The organism is Pseudomonas caspiana (assembly GCF_040224095.2).
GTDB lineage: Bacteria > Pseudomonadota > Gammaproteobacteria > Pseudomonadales > Pseudomonadaceae > Aquipseudomonas > Aquipseudomonas caspiana.
In genome coordinates this window covers 272583-291807 of record NZ_CP167995.1, presented here as the reverse complement: position 1 = coordinate 291807, position 19225 = coordinate 272583, and the positions used below count along the sequence as shown (strand labels likewise).

15 protein-coding genes, 6 tRNA genes and 3 rRNA genes are annotated in these 19225 nt (G+C 53.7%); 5 read left to right on the top strand and 19 right to left on the bottom strand.

Annotated features, from left to right (window positions below; all coding sequences use genetic code 11):
* Window positions 1-170 precede the first annotated feature (170 nt).
* The 17 genes from rplA to tyrS form a co-directional block, all read right to left on the bottom strand.
* Complete coding sequence (gene rplA, locus ABRP31_RS01360) at window positions 171-866, bottom strand: 50S ribosomal protein L1 (RefSeq protein ID WP_032626524.1); 696 nt, start codon at window positions 864-866, stop codon at window positions 171-173.
* The gene (gene rplK, locus ABRP31_RS01355; protein ID WP_020290713.1) at window positions 866-1297 is read right to left on the bottom strand and encodes a 50S ribosomal protein L11; all 432 of its coding nucleotides are present in this window, start codon (window positions 1295-1297) and stop codon (window positions 866-868) included. The genes rplA and rplK overlap by 1 nt, the downstream gene beginning before the upstream one ends.
* A gap of 118 nt (window positions 1298-1415) precedes the next feature.
* On the bottom strand, window positions 1416-1949 hold the full coding sequence (gene nusG / locus ABRP31_RS01350; protein ID WP_020290714.1) for a transcription termination/antitermination protein NusG: 534 nt from the start codon (window positions 1947-1949) through the stop codon (window positions 1416-1418).
* 9 nt (window positions 1950-1958) lie between these two features.
* Entirely contained in the window at window positions 1959-2327 is a 369-nt protein-coding gene (gene secE / locus ABRP31_RS01345; RefSeq protein WP_087267420.1) for a preprotein translocase subunit SecE, read from the bottom strand.
* A gap of 46 nt (window positions 2328-2373) precedes the next feature.
* A tRNA-Trp gene (locus ABRP31_RS01340) sits at window positions 2374-2449 on the bottom strand.
* Between the two features lie 187 nt (window positions 2450-2636).
* Window positions 2637-2712: transfer RNA gene (locus ABRP31_RS01335), tRNA-Thr, on the bottom strand.
* A 25-nt stretch (window positions 2713-2737) separates the two neighbouring features.
* Window positions 2738-2811: transfer RNA gene (locus ABRP31_RS01330), tRNA-Gly, on the bottom strand.
* 25 nt (window positions 2812-2836) lie between these two features.
* Window positions 2837-2921 (bottom strand) — tRNA-Tyr (locus tag ABRP31_RS01325).
* Between the two features lie 143 nt (window positions 2922-3064).
* Window positions 3065-3502 carry a hypothetical protein gene (locus tag ABRP31_RS01320; protein WP_349972332.1) on the bottom strand — a complete coding sequence of 146 codons (438 nt, stop codon included), beginning with the start codon at window positions 3500-3502 and terminating at the stop codon, window positions 3065-3067.
* 7 nt (window positions 3503-3509) lie between these two features.
* On the bottom strand, window positions 3510-4259 hold the full coding sequence (locus tag ABRP31_RS01315; protein ID WP_349972331.1) for a pantothenate kinase: 750 nt from the start codon (window positions 4257-4259) through the stop codon (window positions 3510-3512).
* Complete coding sequence (gene birA, locus ABRP31_RS01310) at window positions 4249-5214, bottom strand: bifunctional biotin--[acetyl-CoA-carboxylase] ligase/biotin operon repressor BirA (RefSeq protein ID WP_349972330.1); 966 nt, start codon at window positions 5212-5214, stop codon at window positions 4249-4251. Before birA ends, ABRP31_RS01315 begins: the two co-directional genes overlap by 11 nt.
* A gap of 308 nt (window positions 5215-5522) precedes the next feature.
* Window positions 5523-5638: ribosomal RNA gene (rrf, locus tag ABRP31_RS01305) — 5S ribosomal RNA — on the bottom strand.
* A 169-nt stretch (window positions 5639-5807) separates the two neighbouring features.
* Window positions 5808-8701, bottom strand: a 23S ribosomal RNA gene (locus ABRP31_RS01300).
* A 228-nt stretch (window positions 8702-8929) separates the two neighbouring features.
* A tRNA-Ala gene (locus ABRP31_RS01295) sits at window positions 8930-9005 on the bottom strand.
* A 30-nt stretch (window positions 9006-9035) separates the two neighbouring features.
* Window positions 9036-9112 (bottom strand) — tRNA-Ile (locus tag ABRP31_RS01290).
* Window positions 9113-9234: 122 nt separating this feature from the next.
* Window positions 9235-10773, bottom strand: a 16S ribosomal RNA gene (locus ABRP31_RS01285).
* Together the 16S, 23S and 5S rRNA genes with 2 tRNA genes alongside form the textbook arrangement of a ribosomal RNA operon.
* A gap of 504 nt (window positions 10774-11277) precedes the next feature.
* The gene (tyrS, locus tag ABRP31_RS01280) at window positions 11278-12477 is read right to left on the bottom strand and encodes a tyrosine--tRNA ligase (protein ID WP_087268768.1); all 1200 of its coding nucleotides are present in this window, start codon (window positions 12475-12477) and stop codon (window positions 11278-11280) included.
* A gap of 215 nt (window positions 12478-12692) precedes the next feature.
* On the opposite strand from tyrS, the gene ABRP31_RS01275 reads away from it, so the two are divergent.
* Both ABRP31_RS01275 and ABRP31_RS01270 read left to right on the top strand, forming a co-directional pair.
* Window positions 12693-14129: a peptidoglycan DD-metalloendopeptidase family protein gene (locus ABRP31_RS01275; protein WP_349971118.1), complete on the top strand. Its 1437-nt coding sequence runs from the start codon at window positions 12693-12695 to the stop codon at window positions 14127-14129.
* Between the two features lie 3 nt (window positions 14130-14132).
* Window positions 14133-15227, top strand: a complete 1095-nt coding sequence (locus tag ABRP31_RS01270; protein ID WP_349971117.1) for an anhydro-N-acetylmuramic acid kinase — start codon at window positions 14133-14135, stop codon at window positions 15225-15227.
* A gap of 57 nt (window positions 15228-15284) precedes the next feature.
* Here the strand turns inward: ABRP31_RS01270 and erpA are convergent, their stop codons facing one another.
* Together erpA and argC are read right to left on the bottom strand one after the other, a co-directional pair.
* Window positions 15285-15635, bottom strand: a complete 351-nt coding sequence (gene erpA, locus ABRP31_RS01265; protein ID WP_027900658.1) for an iron-sulfur cluster insertion protein ErpA — start codon at window positions 15633-15635, stop codon at window positions 15285-15287.
* Window positions 15636-15803: 168 nt separating this feature from the next.
* Window positions 15804-16838, bottom strand: a complete 1035-nt coding sequence (argC, locus tag ABRP31_RS01260) for an N-acetyl-gamma-glutamyl-phosphate reductase (protein ID WP_349971116.1) — start codon at window positions 16836-16838, stop codon at window positions 15804-15806.
* A gap of 133 nt (window positions 16839-16971) precedes the next feature.
* Here argC and hemJ point away from each other — a divergent pair, with 133 nt between their 5' ends.
* From hemJ to ABRP31_RS01245, 3 genes are all read left to right on the top strand, one after another.
* On the top strand, window positions 16972-17394 hold the full coding sequence (gene hemJ / locus ABRP31_RS01255; RefSeq protein WP_087268759.1) for a protoporphyrinogen oxidase HemJ: 423 nt from the start codon (window positions 16972-16974) through the stop codon (window positions 17392-17394).
* Between the two features lie 69 nt (window positions 17395-17463).
* Window positions 17464-18315 carry a DUF805 domain-containing protein gene (locus tag ABRP31_RS01250; protein ID WP_349971115.1) on the top strand — a complete coding sequence of 284 codons (852 nt, stop codon included), beginning with the start codon at window positions 17464-17466 and terminating at the stop codon, window positions 18313-18315.
* Between the two features lie 60 nt (window positions 18316-18375).
* Window positions 18376-19164 carry an SDR family oxidoreductase gene (locus ABRP31_RS01245; protein ID WP_349971114.1) on the top strand — a complete coding sequence of 263 codons (789 nt, stop codon included), beginning with the start codon at window positions 18376-18378 and terminating at the stop codon, window positions 19162-19164.
* Window positions 19165-19225: the final 61 nt, after the last annotated feature.

Sequence of the window (19225 nt, the reverse complement as noted above, 5' to 3'; positions counted from 1 at the left end):
TTCATCTGACCTAAGCCGGATGTCGTTTTGGTGTCTGATTCGGTAAGGAACCGGGAGCACCATCTGCGTAGGCTTGTATTTTAAGACTTGCGCCGCCTACGGTCTTGGATAGCCCCCGCGAGGCAGGGACCCCAATTTTTTCATTGGTGCGACGAGCGCACCAATTTGTCTTACGCGTCCAGGGAACCCTGGTCGATCACCAGGCCTGGGCCCATAGTGGTGCTCAAGGTTACGCGCTTAACATAAATACCTTTCGAGGAAGCTGGCTTGATACGCTTCAAATCAGCGATCAGGGCTTCAACGTTTTCTTTCAGCTTGACAGCGTCGAAACCGACTTTACCAACTGAAGTGTGGATGATGCCGTTCTTGTCGGTGCGATAACGAACCTGACCAGCCTTGGCATTCTTGACGGCGTTAGCAACGTCAGGAGTAACAGTGCCGACCTTAGGGTTAGGCATCAGGCCGCGAGGACCGAGGATCTGACCCAACTGACCAACAACACGCATCGCGTCCGGAGAAGCGATAACCACGTCATAGTTCAGGTCGCCGCCTTTCATTTCGGCAGCCAGGTCGTCCATACCAACGCGATCAGCGCCGGCAGCCAGAGCAGCTTCAGCAGCAGGACCCTGGGTGAACACAGCAACGCGAACGGTCTTACCAGTGCCGTGCGGCAGCACAGTAGCGCTACGAACAACCTGGTCAGATTTACGCGGGTCAACACCGAGGTTTACAGCAACGTCTACAGACTCGCTGAACTTGACGGTCGACAGCTCGGCCAGCAAGGTAGCTGCGTCGGTGAAGCTGTAAGATTTGCCCGGCTCGATTTTAGCCGCGATAGCTTTTTGGCGCTTAGTCAGCTTAGCCATTACACACCCTCCACGTTAAGGCCCATGCTACGAGCGGAACCGGCGATGGTACGCACGGCCGCTTCCATGTCAGCAGCAGTCAGATCCGCATTTTTTGCTTTAGCGATATCTTCCAGCTGTGCACGAGTCACGGTGCCAACTTTAACGGTGTTCGGACGTGCCGAACCGCTAGTCAGACCAGCAGCTTTCTTCAGCAGAACCGAAGCAGGGGTGCTCTTTGTTTCGAAAGTGAAGCTACGGTCGCTATAGACAGTGATGATCACTGGAGTCGGCAGACCTGGCTCAAGACCCTGAGTACGGGCGTTGAAGGCCTTGCAGAATTCCATGATGTTCACGCCGTGCTGACCCAGGGCCGGACCGACTGGCGGGCTTGGGTTAGCTTGAGCAGCTTTCACTTGCAGCTTGATGTAAGCGGTAATTTTCTTGGCCATGAGGCACTCCAATTACGGGTTCAAACGCCAATCAAGGCTCCCCGGTTACTTGCACGTTTATCCCAGTGACGAAAAAACCCCACAGCCTATGGCTACGGGGTATGGGATTCTCGCTCAGCTAGACCTTTTCGACCTGACTGAACTCCAGCTCCACCGGAGTGGAGCGACCGAAAATGAGCACTGCAACTTGAATGCGGCTCTTCTCGTAGTTAACTTCTTCGACAGTACCGTTAAAATCTGCAAAAGGACCGTCTGTGACACGAACCACTTCACCTGGCTCAAACAGAGTCTTAGGCTTAGGCTTATCACTGCCATCAGCAACGCGACGAAGAATCGCGTCAGCTTCTTTATCTGTAATCGGCGCAGGCTTGTCAGCCGTGCCGCCAATGAAGCCCATGACACGAGGAGTATCCTTGACCAAGTGCCAAGTACCTTCATTCATGTCCATCTGGACCAGCACATAACCTGGAAAGAATTTACGCTCGCTTTTGCGCTTCTGGCCGTTACGCATTTCCACCACTTCTTCAGTGGGAACCAGAATTTCGCCGAAGCCATCTTCCATGCCAGCCAGCTTCACACGCTCGATCAACGAGCGCATTACATGCTTTTCGTAACCCGAATAAGCATGCACTACGTACCAACGCTTAGCCACGGGACACCCTTAGCCAACAATCAAGGAAACAAGCCAGCCGAGCAGGGAATCAAGACCCCACAACAGCAACGCCATAACCAGAACAACAGCCACAACAATCAACGTGGTCTGAGTGGTTTCTTGGCGAGTCGGCCAAACGACTTTGCGAATTTCAGCACGAGCTTCCTTAGCCAAAACAAAGAAAGCCTTGCCTCTAGCAGTCTGCAAACCAACAAATGCAGCAACCCCAGCCAGCACGAGCAAGACCAGGACGCGATACAAGATAGGTTGAGCTGAGTAGTATTGATTACCGACAACCCCAACCACTACCAGAGCGACCACAACCAGCCACTTGAGCAGATCGAAGCGAGATTCTTGGGCTTCAGCCTTGAGAGTCATCTACGATAATCCTGTGAAAAGAAAGCCAGATACAACCTAATGAATCTGGCAGGTCAGGAGGGAATCGAACCCCCAACCTACGGTTTTGGAGACCGTCGCTCTGCCAATTGAGCTACTGACCTAAAAGCAAAATCAGGCCGACCAATATGCCAGCCCAACAAGAATTTTTCAACAGCATTCTGGCCCTTACCGATATACCCACCCACAAAGGAAAGATACAACACTAAAAACCAGATAACTAATCGCCTCGAAATGACAGCAAGCCGACTAGTAAAACAAAGGCAGATATTTTCATATCTGCCTTTATAATGGAGCTCTTGAGCGGATTTGAACCGCTGACCTCACCCTTACCAAGGGTGTGCTCTACCAACTGAGCTACAAGAGCAAACTCTTTGGACATACAGCAAATCTGGAGCGGGTAGCGGGAATCGAACCCGCATCATCAGCTTGGAAGGCTGAGGTTCTACCACTAAACTATACCCGCCTAACTTGCTGCACAGCCTGAAATATGGTGGAGGGAGAAGGATTCGAACCTTCGAAGTCGTAGACGTCAGATTTACAGTCTGATCCCTTTGGCCGCTCGGGAACCCCTCCTGAACGAGGCAGCATTCTCAACTCATGCCACCCTTCTGTCAACCTTTTTCTCAGTAAAAACCTGAGGTTACATGCGTTGACGATCGCTTTGCAGCCCTGAACAAACTATCAAGCACTGCGAAGCGGGCGCCATTCTATGCAAACTACTCCCCGGTTGCAATGCCTTCGCACAACATTATTTTGTTTTTTAACTCAGGGAAATCCTGCACGAGCCCAGCGATAAGGCTATCTCCGACAAGCCTGCGACTGACAGGGTCTATTTTGACCCAGTACGTATTAATACCACCAAGATGCTGCGCCTGAAACTGCGCCTGAACATCGAGACTCATGAGCCTCTGCTCAACCGTTCGAGCCTCGTCCTGGCGTTCAAAACCGCCAAGATAGAGACATTTGTCCTGAGACTCTCGATCTGACACTTGATTACCCTGCGCACCGGACTCACTGAGCAAATGTATGTTCTGCTGTTCAGCCCGATGCAGAGATAACGGCAAAACTTCTTTAGCCCTCAACGGTGCCTCTTGCTGATGCCAGACATAGTAAAAGCCGTTTAGCATCAGCAATAAAAGAAATAACCACCGCATAGAAACCTCAGAGCAAAGGGCAGGCCAGTGCCAGGCCTGTAAACACCAGATCAGGAACATGTCTTGCGCTTGGCATGACGCCCTTGACGAGCTCTGCATCCCCACCAGTCACAAAGACGACAAAGTCATCCCCCAAATACTGATGAGCAAGCTCTAGCTGCGACGCAGCGAAGCCTCTCAGCATCAGGGCGCAGCCTCGCTCCACAGCCTCCGCAGTCGTGCGCCCAGGAGCGAAGCTGGAATGCGCCTCCTCCGCCGCCGCATCATCGTACCGAATACGTCGCGTATGGGTACGGAGCTGCCCACGCATAAGCGGCATACCAGGACAGATGAAGCCACCAAGATGCTCCCCATCGACACTGACAAAATCCGAGGTGACTGCCGTCCCCAGATCAAGTACGAGGCACGCCGCCCCTACAGTCGCGTAAGCACCTACCAACGCCAACCATCGATCCAGACCGAGCCGCTCATAAGCCTCATAACCATTTTTGACACCCGCCAGCACCTTGGCCGACTCCGCACATTGGGTCTCAAGGCCAAACGACGCTTTAATCGCAGCAGCCAGCTTCTGAGTCTCCTCCGGACTCCGCACGCTAACCATGCGACTATGTCGAAGGAGTAATCCTGGGGTAGAAGCGACAGCGCCTATCAGCTTGTCATCCGAGTCAACCACACCACCCGATACAACTACTGGCGCCCCCTGCCGAATCACGCGCCACTTTATAAAGCTATTCCCGCAATCCAGCTCAAGTATCATCACGCAACCTCAAGCTGAGCTCTCCACCGCTGAACACTTTTTCGTCGCTCCCAACCTGCAATCGCAGCGCGCCCTGTGAATCGATACCCAAGACAACACCCTCAACCGCCTGAGTGCCCGCAAGCAAACAGACAGCACAGCCTTGCCATAAGTGATTGTTTTCCCACTCAGACCTGAACACTTCAAAGCCTGAATTCTGGTGCACCGATAAATACTCTTCGATATTGCTCGTCAATTTACCAGCCAACTCGTTACGGCTGGCGAGCGTTCCAACCTCCAGCCTTAAAGAGGTCCATAGCTGATCCACCTCTTCCGTCGCACGCATGTTCACGTTGATGCCAACACCGATGACCACGTGACACACATCCGCTGGATCACCTACCAATTCCAGAAGTATTCCAGCAATCTTGCGCCGCCCTACCAGGACGTCATTCGGCCACTTTAAGCCAGCGCCTTGAACACCCATTTCCCGCAACGTCTTCAAGACCGCAAGACCTATCAGGAGACTCATCCCGTCCAACTGGCGCATTCCCCCATCAATCCGAAGGGCCAGACTGTAGTAGATGTTCTCGCCAAATGGGCTAATCCACGTTCGACCCCGCCGACCGCGACCAGCGGTTTGCCGCTCCGCCAAGACAACGAAAGGTGGGGGAGGTGAGTTTTCAGCAATCAACTTCATAGCTGCAGCGTTGGTGGAACCAATTGAATCGTAGACAACAATCGGCCATGCACTCGCCTTACCGGCGGCGGCAGATACTTCACCAGCGACCAGCAGGGATATCGGACTCTCCAGCCTATAGCCCCGCCCTCTGATTTTATGAACACGGATGTTCAACTCAGACTCTAGCTGCTGAAGCTGCTTCCACACAGAAGTACGACTAACCCCGAGAGCTTGCCCCAGAGCCTGCCCAGAATGAAATTTCCCATCCTCAAGGAGCTTCAACAACGTCAGCATTTAAAGATCGCCATGCAATAAGGCTCGCATGATAGCCACGCAAGCCGACGATGCATAGAAACGACACGAGGTTAATTTCAGATTGCTGCCAGAGAGACCAAACACCAAGATCCAGTATGGCTTGGCGTGGCAATCCAAGGCTGTGAAGAGGTGCGGTAGACAGAACGCGCAGTCAGCCGAAGATCAGCGTCGGGGCGTATGATGCCCTCCGGCTGAAGCCGGTCCTACGGTTATGCAAGAGGCGGTCTTTTTTTCGCGCACAAACAAAACCCCTGAACGCGTAAGCGATCAGGGGTTCTGGAATTTAATCTTGACGATGACCTACTCTCACATGGGGAAACCCCACACTACCATCGGCGATACATCGTTTCACTACTGAGTTCGGGATGGGATCAGGTGGTTCCAATGCTCTATGGTCGTCAAGAAATTCGGTTGCCGGCTCGTTGCCCTTGCGGGTGACGCTCCAGCCAATGGGTATGTGATAGATCAGGTTCAGTGTGCGAACAAACTTTCGGTTCGTGTCGTCTTCACAGTCACCGCAATCTGATGCCCTGCTCTTTTTAAGAGAAGGTCGCAGATTGCTTGGGTGTTATATGGTCAAGCCTCACGGGCAATTAGTATGGGTTAGCTCAACGCCTCACAGCGCTTACACACCCCACCTATCAACGTCGTAGTCTTCGACGGCCCTTCAGGGAACTCAAGGTTCCAGTGAGATCTCATCTTGAGGCAAGTTTCCCGCTTAGATGCTTTCAGCGGTTATCTTTTCCGAACATAGCTACCCGGCAATGCCACTGGCGTGACAACCGGAACACCAGAGGTTCGTCCACTCCGGTCCTCTCGTACTAGGAGCAGCCCCTCTCAAATCTCAAACGTCCACGGCAGATAGGGACCGAACTGTCTCACGACGTTCTAAACCCAGCTCGCGTACCACTTTAAATGGCGAACAGCCATACCCTTGGGACCGGCTTCAGCCCCAGGATGTGATGAGCCGACATCGAGGTGCCAAACACCGCCGTCGATATGAACTCTTGGGCGGTATCAGCCTGTTATCCCCGGAGTACCTTTTATCCGTTGAGCGATGGCCCTTCCATACAGAACCACCGGATCACTAAGACCTACTTTCGTACCTGCTCGACGTGTCTGTCTCGCAGTCAAGCGCGCTTTTGCCTTTATACTCTACGACCGATTTCCGACCGGTCTGAGCGCACCTTCGTACTCCTCCGTTACTCTTTAGGAGGAGACCGCCCCAGTCAAACTACCCACCATACACTGTCCTCGATCCGGATGACGGACCTGAGTTAGAACCTCAAAGTTGCCAGGGTGGTATTTCAAGGATGGCTCCACGCAGACTGGCGTCCACGCTTCAAAGCCTCCCACCTATCCTACACAAGCAAATTCAAAGTCCAGTGCAAAGCTATAGTAAAGGTTCACGGGGTCTTTCCGTCTAGCCGCGGATACACTGCATCTTCACAGCGATTTCAATTTCACTGAGTCTCGGGTGGAGACAGCGCCGCCATCGTTACGCCATTCGTGCAGGTCGGAACTTACCCGACAAGGAATTTCGCTACCTTAGGACCGTTATAGTTACGGCCGCCGTTTACCGGGGCTTCGATCAAGAGCTTCGCGTTAGCTAACCCCATCAATTAACCTTCCGGCACCGGGCAGGCGTCACACCCTATACGTCCACTTTCGTGTTTGCAGAGTGCTGTGTTTTTAATAAACAGTCGCAGCGGCCTGGTATCTTCGACCGGCATGAGCTTACGGAGCAAGTCCTTCACCCTCACCGGCGCACCTTCTCCCGAAGTTACGGTGCCATTTTGCCTAGTTCCTTCACCCGAGTTCTCTCAAGCGCCTTGGTATTCTCTACCCAACCACCTGTGTCGGTTTGGGGTACGGTTCCTGGTTACCTGAAGCTTAGAAGCTTTTCTTGGAAGCATGGCATCAACCACTTCGTGTTCTAAAAGAACACTCGTCATCAGCTCTCGGCCTTAAGATCCCGGATTTACCTAAGATCTCAGCCTACCACCTTAAACTTGGACAACCAACGCCAAGCTGGCCTAGCCTTCTCCGTCCCTCCATCGCAATAACCAGAAGTACAGGAATATTAACCTGTTTTCCATCGACTACGCTTTTCAGCCTCGCCTTAGGGACCGACTAACCCTGCGTCGATTAACGTTGCGCAGGAAACCTTGGTCTTTCGGCGTGGGTGTTTTTCACACCCATTGTCGTTACTCATGTCAGCATTCGCACTTCTGATACCTCCAGCAAGCTTCTCAACTCACCTTCACAGGCTTACAGAACGCTCCTCTACCGCATCATCAAAAGATGATACCCGTAGCTTCGGTACCTGGTTTGAGCCCCGTTACATCTTCCGCGCAGGCCGACTCGACTAGTGAGCTATTACGCTTTCTTTAAAGGGTGGCTGCTTCTAAGCCAACCTCCTAGCTGTCTAAGCCTTCCCACATCGTTTCCCACTTAACCAGGATTTTGGGACCTTAGCTGACGGTCTGGGTTGTTTCCCTTTTCACGACGGACGTTAGCACCCGCCGTGTGTCTCCCATGCTCGGCACTTGTAGGTATTCGGAGTTTGCATCGGTTTGGTAAGTCGGGATGACCCCCTAGCCGAAACAGTGCTCTACCCCCTACAGTGATACATGAGGCGCTACCTAAATAGCTTTCGAGGAGAACCAGCTATCTCCGAGCTTGATTAGCCTTTCACTCCGATCCACAGGTCATCCGCTAACTTTTCAACGGTAGTCGGTTCGGTCCTCCAGTTAGTGTTACCCAACCTTCAACCTGCCCATGGATAGATCGCCCGGTTTCGGGTCTATTCCCAGCGACTAGACGCCCTATTAAGACTCGCTTTCGCTACGCCTCCCCTATTCGGTTAAGCTCGCCACTGAAAATAAGTCGCTGACCCATTATACAAAAGGTACGCAGTCACCTAACAAAGTAGGCTCCCACTGCTTGTACGCATACGGTTTCAGGATCTATTTCACTCCCCTCTCCGGGGTTCTTTTCGCCTTTCCCTCACGGTACTAGTTCACTATCGGTCAGTCAGTAGTATTTAGCCTTGGAGGATGGTCCCCCCATGTTCAGACAAGGTTTCTCGTGCCCCGTCCTACTCGATTTCATGACAAAGAGATTTTCGCGTACAGGGCTATCACCCACTATGGCCGCACTTTCCAGAGCGTTCCGCTAATCTCAAAGCCACTTAAGGGCTGGTCCCCGTTCGCTCGCCACTACTAAGGGAATCTCGGTTGATTTCTTTTCCTCAGGGTACTTAGATGTTTCAGTTCCCCTGGTTCGCTCCATACACCTATGTATTCAGTGTAAGGTAACTGTCTTATGACAGTTGGGTTCCCCCATTCAGACATCTCCGGATCACAGTCTGTTTGCCGACTCCCCGAAGCTTTTCGCAGGCTACCACGTCTTTCATCGCCTCTGACTGCCAAGGCATCCACCGTATGCGCTTCTTCACTTGACCATATAACCCCAAGCAATCTGGTTATACTGTGAAGACGACATTCGCCGAAAGTTTGTTCTCACAAACTTTACCTTAGCCTGGACACACACCAGTGAAAGAGGTGCCCAGTCTATATTTCTATCACATACCCAAATTTTTAAAGAACGATCTAATCAAAGACTAGAAATCAACACTCACCATCGAACCGATGGAGTGCTCATTTCTAAGCTTTCAAACAGAAGCAGTAAGTGGTGGAGCCAAGCGGGATCGAACCGCTGACCTCCTGCGTGCAAGGCAGGCGCTCTCCCAGCTGAGCTATGGCCCCGTATTTCTACAGGCGTTTCCCACACAAAATTGGTGGGTCTGGGCAGATTCGAACTGCCGACCTCACCCTTATCAGGGGTGCGCTCTAACCAACTGAGCTACAGACCCAATTTCGAGCTTGTAGCCGCTAGCGTGAGCTATCAGCTTGGAGCTTAAAGCTGCTTCTAATCGTCTTCTTCAATGAATCAAGCAATTCGTGTGGGAGCTTGTACTGCAGCTGAGTCGTCGATTAAGGAGGTGATCCAGCCGCAGGTTCCCCTACGGCTACCTTGTTACGACTTCACCCCAGTCATGAATCACACCGTGGTAACCGTCCCCCCGAAGGTTAGACTAGCTACTTCTGGTGCAACCCACTCCCATGGTGTGACGGGCGGTGTGTACAAGGCCCGGGAACGTATTCACCGCGACATTCTGATTCGCGATTACTAGCGATTCCGACTTCACGCAGTCGAGTTGCAGACTGCGATCCGGACTACGATCGGTTTTATGGGATTAGCTCCACCTCGCGGCTTGGCAACCCTCTGTACCGACCATTGTAGCACGTGTGTAGCCCAGGCCGTAAGGGCCATGATGACTTGACGTCATCCCCACCTTCCTCCGGTTTGTCACCGGCAGTCTCCTTAGAGTGCCCACCATAACGTGCTGGTAACTAAGGACAAGGGTTGCGCTCGTTACGGGACTTAACCCAACATCTCACGACACGAGCTGACGACAGCCATGCAGCACCTGTCTCAATGTTCCCGAAGGCACCAATCCATCTCTGGAAAGTTCATTGGATGTCAAGGCCTGGTAAGGTTCTTCGCGTTGCTTCGAATTAAACCACATGCTCCACCGCTTGTGCGGGCCCCCGTCAATTCATTTGAGTTTTAACCTTGCGGCCGTACTCCCCAGGCGGTCAACTTAATGCGTTAGCTGCGCCACTAAGAGCTCAAGGCTCCCAACGGCTAGTTGACATCGTTTACGGCGTGGACTACCAGGGTATCTAATCCTGTTTGCTCCCCACGCTTTCGCACCTCAGTGTCAGTATCAGTCCAGGTGGTCGCCTTCGCCACTGGTGTTCCTTCCTATATCTACGCATTTCACCGCTACACAGGAAATTCCACCACCCTCTACCATACTCTAGCTTGCCAGTTTTGGATGCAGTTCCCAGGTTGAGCCCGGGGATTTCACATCCAACTTAACAAACCACCTACGCGCGCTTTACGCCCAGTAATTCCGATTAACGCTTGCACCCTCTGTATTACCGCGGCTGCTGGCACAGAGTTAGCCGGTGCTTATTCTGTCGGTAACGTCAAAACACTTACGTATTAGGTAAATGCCCTTCCTCCCAACTTAAAGTGCTTTACAATCCGAAGACCTTCTTCACACACGCGGCATGGCTGGATCAGGCTTTCGCCCATTGTCCAATATTCCCCACTGCTGCCTCCCGTAGGAGTCTGGACCGTGTCTCAGTTCCAGTGTGACTGATCATCCTCTCAGACCAGTTACGGATCGTCGCCTTGGTGAGCCATTACCTCACCAACTAGCTAATCCGACCTAGGCTCATCTGATAGCGCAAGGCCCGAAGGTCCCCTGCTTTCTCCCGTAGGACGTATGCGGTATTAGCGTCCGTTTCCGAGCGTTATCCCCCACTACCAGGCAGATTCCTAGGCATTACTCACCCGTCCGCCGCTCGCCACCAGGTACAAGTACCCGTGCTGCCGCTCGACTTGCATGTGTTAGGCCTGCCGCCAGCGTTCAATCTGAGCCATGATCAAACTCTTCAGTTCAAACATCTTTGGGTTTTGAGAAAACCCTAAACTTGGCTCAGCAATCGTTGGTTATTTCTTTGATTTCTCGCGGAGTAACTTACGATGCTGATAATCTGTTGACTTCAGTCTGACAGCGCAAGCACCCACACGAATTGCTTGATTCAATTGTTAAAGAGCGGTTGGTTAAGAGTCTTTCGTCTCAACCGAGGCGCGCATTCTACAGCAGCCTCTGTATCTGTCAAGCGGTTATTTTAAGAAGTTTTCAAAGTTTCCTCATCAACTTCAACCACTTGCGCTTCGATCAACATCACGCTGCTCGTTAGCGGGAGGCGAATTCTACAGCGTTACAACCTGCTGTCAACTGCCTTTTTTCACCGCTTTCGATCAACTTCATCGAAGCCTCTTCTTCGCCAACTTAATCGTCCAACTCGTTGATTATCAAGGAGTTTTTCGTTCTGTCTGCGCCAGAAGAGGTGCGAATTATAGAGAGATCTGAGGGGCCGTCAACCCCTAATTACAGCTTTATTCCAAAACCAGCGTAATACGCCCGAATGCCTTCTTGCCAGCCTGGCAAACATGGGTCGCCCCTACTTTAAAGACGAACGAGCGATCCACAACTTCACCATCTATACGCACACCACCGGAAGCAAGCAGATCCCTGGCCATTGCAGAGTTCTTAACCAGGCCTGCCTTATTAAGGACGGCCGAGATGGGCATATCTTCAGGGGCACTTACTGAGATTTCCGGCAAATCGTCCGGCAGCTCACCATCCTTCATACGATTGCCCGCAGAGCGGTGCGCACTGGCAGCTGCCTCTTCGCCATGGAAACGAGCAACGATTTCCTCAGCCAGCTTGATTTTGATGTCGCGCGGGTTTGCACCCTTCTCGCAATCGGCCTTGAAGCCATTGATCTCTTCCATAGAGCGGAAGCTCAGCAGCTCGAAGTAACGCCACATCAGCGCATCCGGAATAGAAACCAGCTTGCTATACATAATGCCCGGCGCTTCCTGAATACCTACGTAGTTACCCAGAGACTTGGACATCTTCTTCACACCATCCAGACCTTCCAACAAAGGCATGGTGAGAATGCATTGTGCTTCCTGCCCATAAGCGCGCTGCAGCTCGCGCCCCATCAGCAAGTTGAACTTCTGGTCGGTACCGCCCAGCTCAACGTCGGAACGCAGAGCGACAGAGTCGTAGCCCTGCACCAACGGATAGAGGAATTCGTGGATCGCGATCGGCTGACTGCTTTTATAGCGCTTGTCGAAATCATCACGCTCAAGCATCCGGGCCACGGTGTATTGGGACGACAGACGAATGAAATCCGCAGGACTCAGCTTGTCCATCCAGGTGGAGTTGAAAGCCACCTCGGTCTTGGCCGGATCAAGGATCTTGAACACTTGGGACTTGTAGGTTTCTGCGTAGTCGAGGACCTGCTCACGAGTCAGCGGAGGACGCGTCGCGCTCTTGCCACTCGGATCACCGATCATGCCGGTGAAGTCACCAATCAGGAATATGACGTGGTGACCCAACTCCTGGAATTGACGCAGCTTATTAATAAGCACGGTGTGACCCAGGTGCAGGTCAGGCGCCGTAGGATCGAATCCGGCTTTAATACGCAGTGGCTGACCACGCTTGAGCTTGGCAACAAGCTCGGCCTCAACCAAAAGCTCATCCGCCCCGCGCTTGATCAGCGCCAGCTGCTCTTCAACCGACCTCATATCCATCCCCTATTAATAGCCGTTTTCAAAAGGGGACCAACCATACAAGATCAGCGCCCAATTACAAGTTTTGCCCAGCGCCAAGGGACGAATCGAAAACCGATTCATCCACAGGGTTGCTTCGCACAGGTTTTGGTTATATTTTATACAGTTATTTCATCTTCATCATGTCATTCATCTTTTCCAATTCATCTTTTTTCAAAGTCAAATTACCTATGATAGACACGCCGCCTAAAGCGCCACCGCTTTATCCCAAGACCCACCTGCTCGCAGCCAGCGGCATTGCCGCCCTTCTGAGCCTGGCACTCTTGGTCTTCCCCTCAAGCGAAGTCGAAGCCAAAAAAACTGTTTTGAATCTTGATATGGAAGCGCCTGCTGATCAGGGCGCACCTAACCAAGACGCTCTGGAAACAACTGAAGCCACACAATCGGCAACAGAATCTCCATTCGCCCAGATCGACAATGGCGATGAGCAGGCAGAAGACACTGCGGCGAACGAAGCACAGACAACCGGAGACGTTGCAGCTACTGCCGTTGCAGCCAAAGATCCCAATCACCGGGAAGTCACCGTAGCCAAAGGCGACACCCTGTCCACCCTGTTTGAGAAAGTCGGCCTTCCGGCAGCGACAGTGCACGAGGTCATGGCCAGTAATAAGGAGGCGAAGCAATTCAGCCGACTGCAAAACGGTCAGGTCCTGCAATTTGAACTGACCCCCGAAGGCCAGCTAAAGCAACTGCACACCAAGCTCAGCCAGCTGGAAAGCATCAGCCTGTCCAGAACGGGCAGCGGCTTCACATTCAATCGTGAAATCAGCAAGCCGGATGTACGCACGGCCTATATACACGGCGTAATCACCAATTCCCTGTCGCAGTCCGCCCAGCGCGCAGGCCTGTCGCACACCATGACGATGGACATGGCCAATATCTTTGGCTACGACATCGACTTCGCTCAGGACATCCGTAAGGGTGACGAATTCGACGTTATCTACGAGCAGAAGGTCATCAACGGCAAAACGGTTGGCACTGGCAATATCCTTTCTGCGCGCTTTACCAATCAGGGCAAGTCCTACTCCGCCATTCGCTACACCAACAAACAAGGCAACACCAATTACTACACCGCCGACGGCAACAGCATGCGCAAAGCGTTCATTCGCACGCCGGTCGACTTCGCCCGTATCAGCTCCATGTTCTCCATGGGCCGCAAGCACCCCATCCTGAACAAGATCCGCGCGCACAAAGGCGTCGATTACGCTGCTCCGCGTGGCACACCGATCAAAGCCACCGGTGACGGTAAGGTCTTACTCGCTGGTCGCCGTGGTGGATACGGCAACACTGTGATCATTCAGCACGGCGAAACCTACCGTACCCTGTACGGTCACATGCAGGGCTTTGCCAAAGGCATCCAGACTGGCGGGACCGTCAAGCAAGGTCAGGTGATCGGCTATATTGGTACTACCGGTCTGTCGACAGGTCCGCACTTGCACTATGAGTTCCAGGTCAATGGCGTGCACGTCGACCCACTAGGTCGCAAATTGCCGATGGCGGATCCGATCGCCAAATCCGAAAAACAGCGGTTCATGCAGCAGAGCCAGCCGTTGATGGCTCGTATGGATCAGGAAAAGGCCACCATGCTGGCCTCGAGCAAACGATAAGCCATGGCGTTCTTTTATATAGGTGTGATGTCCGGCAGCAGTCTCGATGGGATCGATATCGCCCTTGTTGAGCAGGATGACCGGCCAAGACTGTTGGCAACTCACTACATCCCGATGCCGGAAGACTTGCGCGCCGAGTTGCTGGGGCTTTGCTCCAGCGGACCGGACGAGCTGGCTCGCGCGGCGATTGCCGAGCAGAAATGGGTTCGTCTGGCAGCGGAAGGCGTACTTACGCTCCTGACCCAACAAGGCATGGTTGCCGGGCAGATTCGCGCTATTGGTAGCCATGGTCAAACTATTCGCCATGAGCCCGCTCGCGGTTTCAGTATCCAGATCGGCAACCCGGCCCTGCTTGCGGAGCTGACTGAGATCACCGTGGTCAGCGACTTCCGCCGTCGCGATATTGCTGCGGGCGGTCAGGGCGCACCTCTGGTCCCTGCGTTCCATGAGGCGCTGTTCGACGACAATAAAGACCGTCGCGCCGTCCTCAATATTGGCGGTTTCAGCAACCTGAGCCTGATCGAGCTGGACCGACCGGTAACCGGCTTCGACTGCGGCCCAGGCAACGTGTTGCTTGATGCGTGGATTCAGTCACAGCGTGGTGAAGGTTTTGACCGTGATGGTGCATGGGGCGCGAGCGGCACGGTTGATTCTGCACTGCTGAAAGCGCTGCTCAGCGATCCGTTCTTCCTGACTAAAGGTCCGAAGAGCACAGGCAGAGAGGTGTTCAACCTTGGCTGGCTGCACCACCATCTCTTCCAGTTGCCGACGCTCTCGGCCGAAAACGTACAGGCGACATTGATGGAGCTGACGGCTCTGGCGATTACCGAGTCCTTGCAATCGGCCCAATCGGAAACCAAAGAACTGCTGATCTGTGGCGGTGGAGCGCACAACGTTGCGCTGACTAATCGTCTGGCCGAGTTGTTGCCCAATACCAAAGTCAGCAGCACCGCTGCTTTCGGCGTTGATCCTGACTGGGTTGAAGCCATGGCGTTTGCGTGGCTCGCTCATTGCTGCCTCGAAGGCGTACCTGCTAATCGCCCGACCGTCACGGGTGCACAAGGTCTGCGAGTGCTGGGCGCTATCTACCCGGCCTGACTCCAGACGAACAAAAACGCCGCGCATTAGCGCGGCGTTTTTATTTGTGCAAAACGATCAGATCGAGAATGAAGACCCGCAGCCGCACGTAGTGGAAGCGTTCGGGTTCTTGATAACGAAACGCGAACCTTCCAGGCCTTCCTGATAATCCACTTCAGCACCCGCCAGGTACTGGAAGCTCATCGGGTCGACCACAAGGCTCACGCCTTCGCGCTCAACAATGGTGTCATCGTCGGCAACGTCTTCATCGAAAGTGAAACCATACTGAAAACCTGAACAACCGCCGCCGGTTACAAACACACGCAGCTTCAGGCGATCGTTACCCTCTTCATCGACCAGAGTCTTCACTTTGTGCGCAGCACCATGGGTGAATTGCAAAGCCGTTGGAGTGAAGGATTCGACGCTCATGTTAAATATCTCCCGGCGCTAAGCCGTCATAATGCGTAATGACGCGCATTATCCGCTTCTCCCAGAAAATTGGTCAACTATTCCAGAGCAGCGGCAAGTTTCAAGCCTCAAGCTGCAAGTGGTCGCACCACCCCCTCGAGGCTTGAAGCTTGAAGCTAAAGACCGCTTCTAAGGCATCATCCCGGCATGGGACAGACCCAGCGTCTCGTCCAGCCCGAACATGATGTTCATGTTCTGTAAGGCCTGGCCCGACGCGCCCTTGACCAGGTTGTCGATAACCGAAAGCACAACGACCAGATCTCCGCCCTGCGGACGGTGGACCGCGATACGGCAAACGTTGGCCCCACGCACGCTGCGGGTTTCCGGGTGGCTGCCAGCAGGCATCACATCTACAAATGGCTCGTTGGCATAACGCTTCTCGAACAAGGCCTGCAGATCAACCGACTTGTCGACCACTGTGGCGTACAGCGTGGAGTGAATACCGCGAATCATTGGCGTCAGGTGCGGGACGAAGGTCAAACCGACATCGCCGCCAGCCGCGCGACGCAGCCCTTGGGTGATTTCCGGCAAGTGACGATGACCTTTGACGGCATAAGCCTTGAAGCTTTCATTGGCCTCGGAATACAGCGAGCCGATGCTCAAGCCACGACCCGCTCCGCTGACACCGGATTTACAGTCGGCAATCAAACGCGTGTTATCGGCAAGCCCGGCTTCCAGCAACGGCAGGAAACCCAGTTGCGTTGCGGTTGGGTAGCAGCCTGGCACAGCAATAAGGCGAGCCTGCTTGATTTGCTCACGGTTAACTTCAGGCAAACCATAAACCGCATCCTTGAGCAGCTCTGGCGCGCCGTGGGGTTGACCGTACCACTTGGCCCACTCCACCGAGTCTTGCAGGCGGAAGTCGGCAGATAGATCGATGACCCGCGTGCCAGCGTTCAATAGTTCGCCCGCCAGGGAATGCGCGACACCATGAGGCGTGGCGAAGAACACTACATCGCATGCCCCCAGGGTAGCGATGTCAGGCACGCTGAACGCCAGACCATCGTAATGACCGCGCAGATTAGGGTACATATCAGCAACAGGAAGACCTGCCTCGGATCGAGAAGTGATAACGACCACTTCAGCTTGCGGATGCTGCGCCAACAGACGCAGCAACTCGACACCGGTGTAACCCGTGCCGCCGACGATACCGACCTTGACCATAACCTGCCCTCTACGTACCAACTGGAAAGCCGTCGATAATATGGGCCTAACGCGTCTGCGACAACCGACAACGTGACGTATGGGCGCTCAAGCCACTACTATTTGCATACCGTGAACCTGGGAATAACTAAAAATGCTTTTATGGATCAAAGCTTTTCATATCATTTCAGTAGTCTGTTGGTTCGCAGGGCTGTTTTACCTGCCAAGACTTTTTGTTTACCACTCGATGAGCGAGGACGCCGTTAGCCGCGAACGTTTCTGCACCATGGAGCGCAAGCTGTACCGGGGCATCATGGGCCCGGCGATGATTGCGACGCTGATTTTTGGTATCTGGCTTATCGCCCTGGTGCCGGGATACATGAGTCAGGCCTGGATGCATGCCAAGCTCACACTGGTTGTTCTGCTGATAGGCTATCACCATGTGTGTGGCGCACAGGTCAAACGTTTCGCCCGGGGCGAGAATGGCCGTAGCCATGTGTTTTATCGCTGGTTCAACGAAATCCCTGTATTGATCCTGCTGGCAATCGTCATTCTGGTGGTCGTCAAGCCTTTCTAACTAATGACTGGACCGACCGCACCTTACAGTCGGTCCACGTTGCCTTTTGTTGCGACAAGGAAGCCAAGCATGACCACCCCGCTGTTCAAGATTGTGTTCGAAGGTCAGTTGCGCAACGGTGTTGAGTTGCAGACGGCCAAGCTCAATCTTGCTCGACTGTTCAAAAGTGAAGTCACCGCCGTAGACAAGCTGTTCAATGGCAAGCCCGTTGCACTCAAGCGCGGACTGACTCAGGCCGACGCTCAGGTCTATCTCAATGCGCTCAATGATGCAGGTGTCGAAGCGCGCATCGACACTGACCCCCTCATAAGCTTGAACATAGAAGAAGTTGAAGAAAGCTCACCGGCGCCTTATGCCGCTCAGCCACAACCAAACTCCCCTTACGCGCCCCCCCGCGCAAGTGTGATTGATGCCGAGCCAGAGCACTCAGACCTGAAGATCTTCAGCTTCCAGGGTCGGATTGGTCGCGTGCGTTATCTGGCGTGGATCTCAGTGCTAGTGGTGACAGGGTTTATTGCTGCCGGCATATGTTCAGTCATCATGAGCGCTTCACTGGTCGGAGGCGGCCTACTGCTGGCGGTTGTCGGAGCTGCGTTCTTTTTGGTCTGTCTACAGATAGGTGCTCAAAGGCTGCACGACGCAGGATGGTCCGCCTGGTTGCTGTGTTTGTACGTGGTGCCCTACATAGGTTTCGTACTGCCTGTGCTGCTTGTTCTCGCACCGGGCAATAAAACCACTAACCGCTATGGCCCGCCGCCGCCCCCTAATAACCGCGGCGTCATCCTGCTGGCCTGCATGTGGATCTTCTTCATTGGCATCTCTGTGATTTCCAGCCTGACTGGCGGAGTTCATTTACTCAAAGAAGAGCTATCTGACGTCACAACTCAATACGAGCAGTCGCTGCCTGATGACGATCAATAGTCTGATGTCTACGCCCCGGACTAAACTCCGCGGCTCGCACTACGTTCAACGGAGAACCGCATGACCCGTTACGCCTTGATCACCGGGGCAACCAGCGGAATTGGCCTGGCCATGGCCGAAGCCTTGGCACGCAGAGGGCGCAGCCTGTTACTGGTTGCCCGCCAGCGCGACCTGCTGGAGACGATCGCTATCGAACTGACCCAGCGCTTCGGCGTAGAGGTGCTGATTCGCGCCTGTGATTTGGGCGAGCCATTGCGCCTGTCAGGTTTTCTGCTGGAACTGGAAGAAGAAGGTGCACACCAGATCGATCTGCTGGTCAATTGCGCCGGGATTGGAACATCCGGCCCGTTCCTGGCTCAAGACTGGGGGCTGGAGCAGGACTTGATCGACTTGAACATTCTGGCCCTTACGCGCCTGTGCCACACGGTCGGAAACCTGATGGCGCTGCAGGGTGGCGGGCAGATTCTCAACGTCGCATCCGTGGCGGCGTTCAGCCCCGGGCCATGGATGAGCACCTACTACGCCAGCAAAGCCTACGTGCTGCATTTCTCGGAAGGGTTGCGCGAAGAGGTCAAGAAAAACGGGATCAAGGTTTCGGTCCTGTGCCCTGGCCCTACACGCACCAGCTTTTTCCGTACAGCCCAGCTTCAAGTAGGTAAAAGCGGCGATCAGAAAATGATGAGCCCCGAAGAAGTCGCGCTGTATACCGTTCGCGCTCTGGCTAAAAACCGAGCAGTGATCATTCCAGGATGGCGTAACAGACTGATCGCGTTCAGCCCACGGATGGTTTCGCGCTGGATGAGTCGCTGCATTGCCGGGCTGATCAACAAGTCCGTGTGTTCGCGCTAACCGACAAATGCTGGGCGCGGGCCAATCCCCTCAGTACACTCGGGGCGGTCCATTCATCTGC

What these genes read in the sequence shown, in the direction of transcription:
- rplA (WP_032626524.1), bottom strand. Translation starts at nt 866, where the DNA reads ATGGCTAAGCTGACTAAGCGCCAAAAAGCTATCGCGGCTAAAATCGAG.
- rplK (WP_020290713.1), bottom strand. Translation starts at nt 1,297, where the DNA reads ATGGCCAAGAAAATTACCGCTTACATCAAGCTGCAAGTGAAAGCTGCT.
- secE (WP_087267420.1), bottom strand. Translation starts at nt 2,327, where the DNA reads ATGACTCTCAAGGCTGAAGCCCAAGAATCTCGCTTCGATCTGCTCAAG.
- ABRP31_RS01320 (WP_349972332.1), bottom strand. Translation starts at nt 3,502, where the DNA reads ATGCGGTGGTTATTTCTTTTATTGCTGATGCTAAACGGCTTTTACTAT.
- ABRP31_RS01315 (WP_349972331.1), bottom strand. Translation starts at nt 4,259, where the DNA reads ATGATACTTGAGCTGGATTGCGGGAATAGCTTTATAAAGTGGCGCGTG.
- birA (WP_349972330.1), bottom strand. Translation starts at nt 5,214, where the DNA reads ATGCTGACGTTGTTGAAGCTCCTTGAGGATGGGAAATTTCATTCTGGG.
- tyrS (WP_087268768.1), bottom strand. Translation starts at nt 12,477, where the DNA reads ATGAGGTCGGTTGAAGAGCAGCTGGCGCTGATCAAGCGCGGGGCGGAT.
- ABRP31_RS01275 (WP_349971118.1), top strand. Translation starts at nt 12,693, where the DNA reads ATGATAGACACGCCGCCTAAAGCGCCACCGCTTTATCCCAAGACCCAC.
- ABRP31_RS01270 (WP_349971117.1), top strand. Translation starts at nt 14,133, where the DNA reads ATGGCGTTCTTTTATATAGGTGTGATGTCCGGCAGCAGTCTCGATGGG.
- erpA (WP_027900658.1), bottom strand. Translation starts at nt 15,635, where the DNA reads ATGAGCGTCGAATCCTTCACTCCAACGGCTTTGCAATTCACCCATGGT.
- argC (WP_349971116.1), bottom strand. Translation starts at nt 16,838, where the DNA reads ATGGTCAAGGTCGGTATCGTCGGCGGCACGGGTTACACCGGTGTCGAG.
- hemJ (WP_087268759.1), top strand. Translation starts at nt 16,972, where the DNA reads ATGCTTTTATGGATCAAAGCTTTTCATATCATTTCAGTAGTCTGTTGG.
- ABRP31_RS01250 (WP_349971115.1), top strand. Translation starts at nt 17,464, where the DNA reads ATGACCACCCCGCTGTTCAAGATTGTGTTCGAAGGTCAGTTGCGCAAC.
- ABRP31_RS01245 (WP_349971114.1), top strand. Translation starts at nt 18,376, where the DNA reads ATGACCCGTTACGCCTTGATCACCGGGGCAACCAGCGGAATTGGCCTG.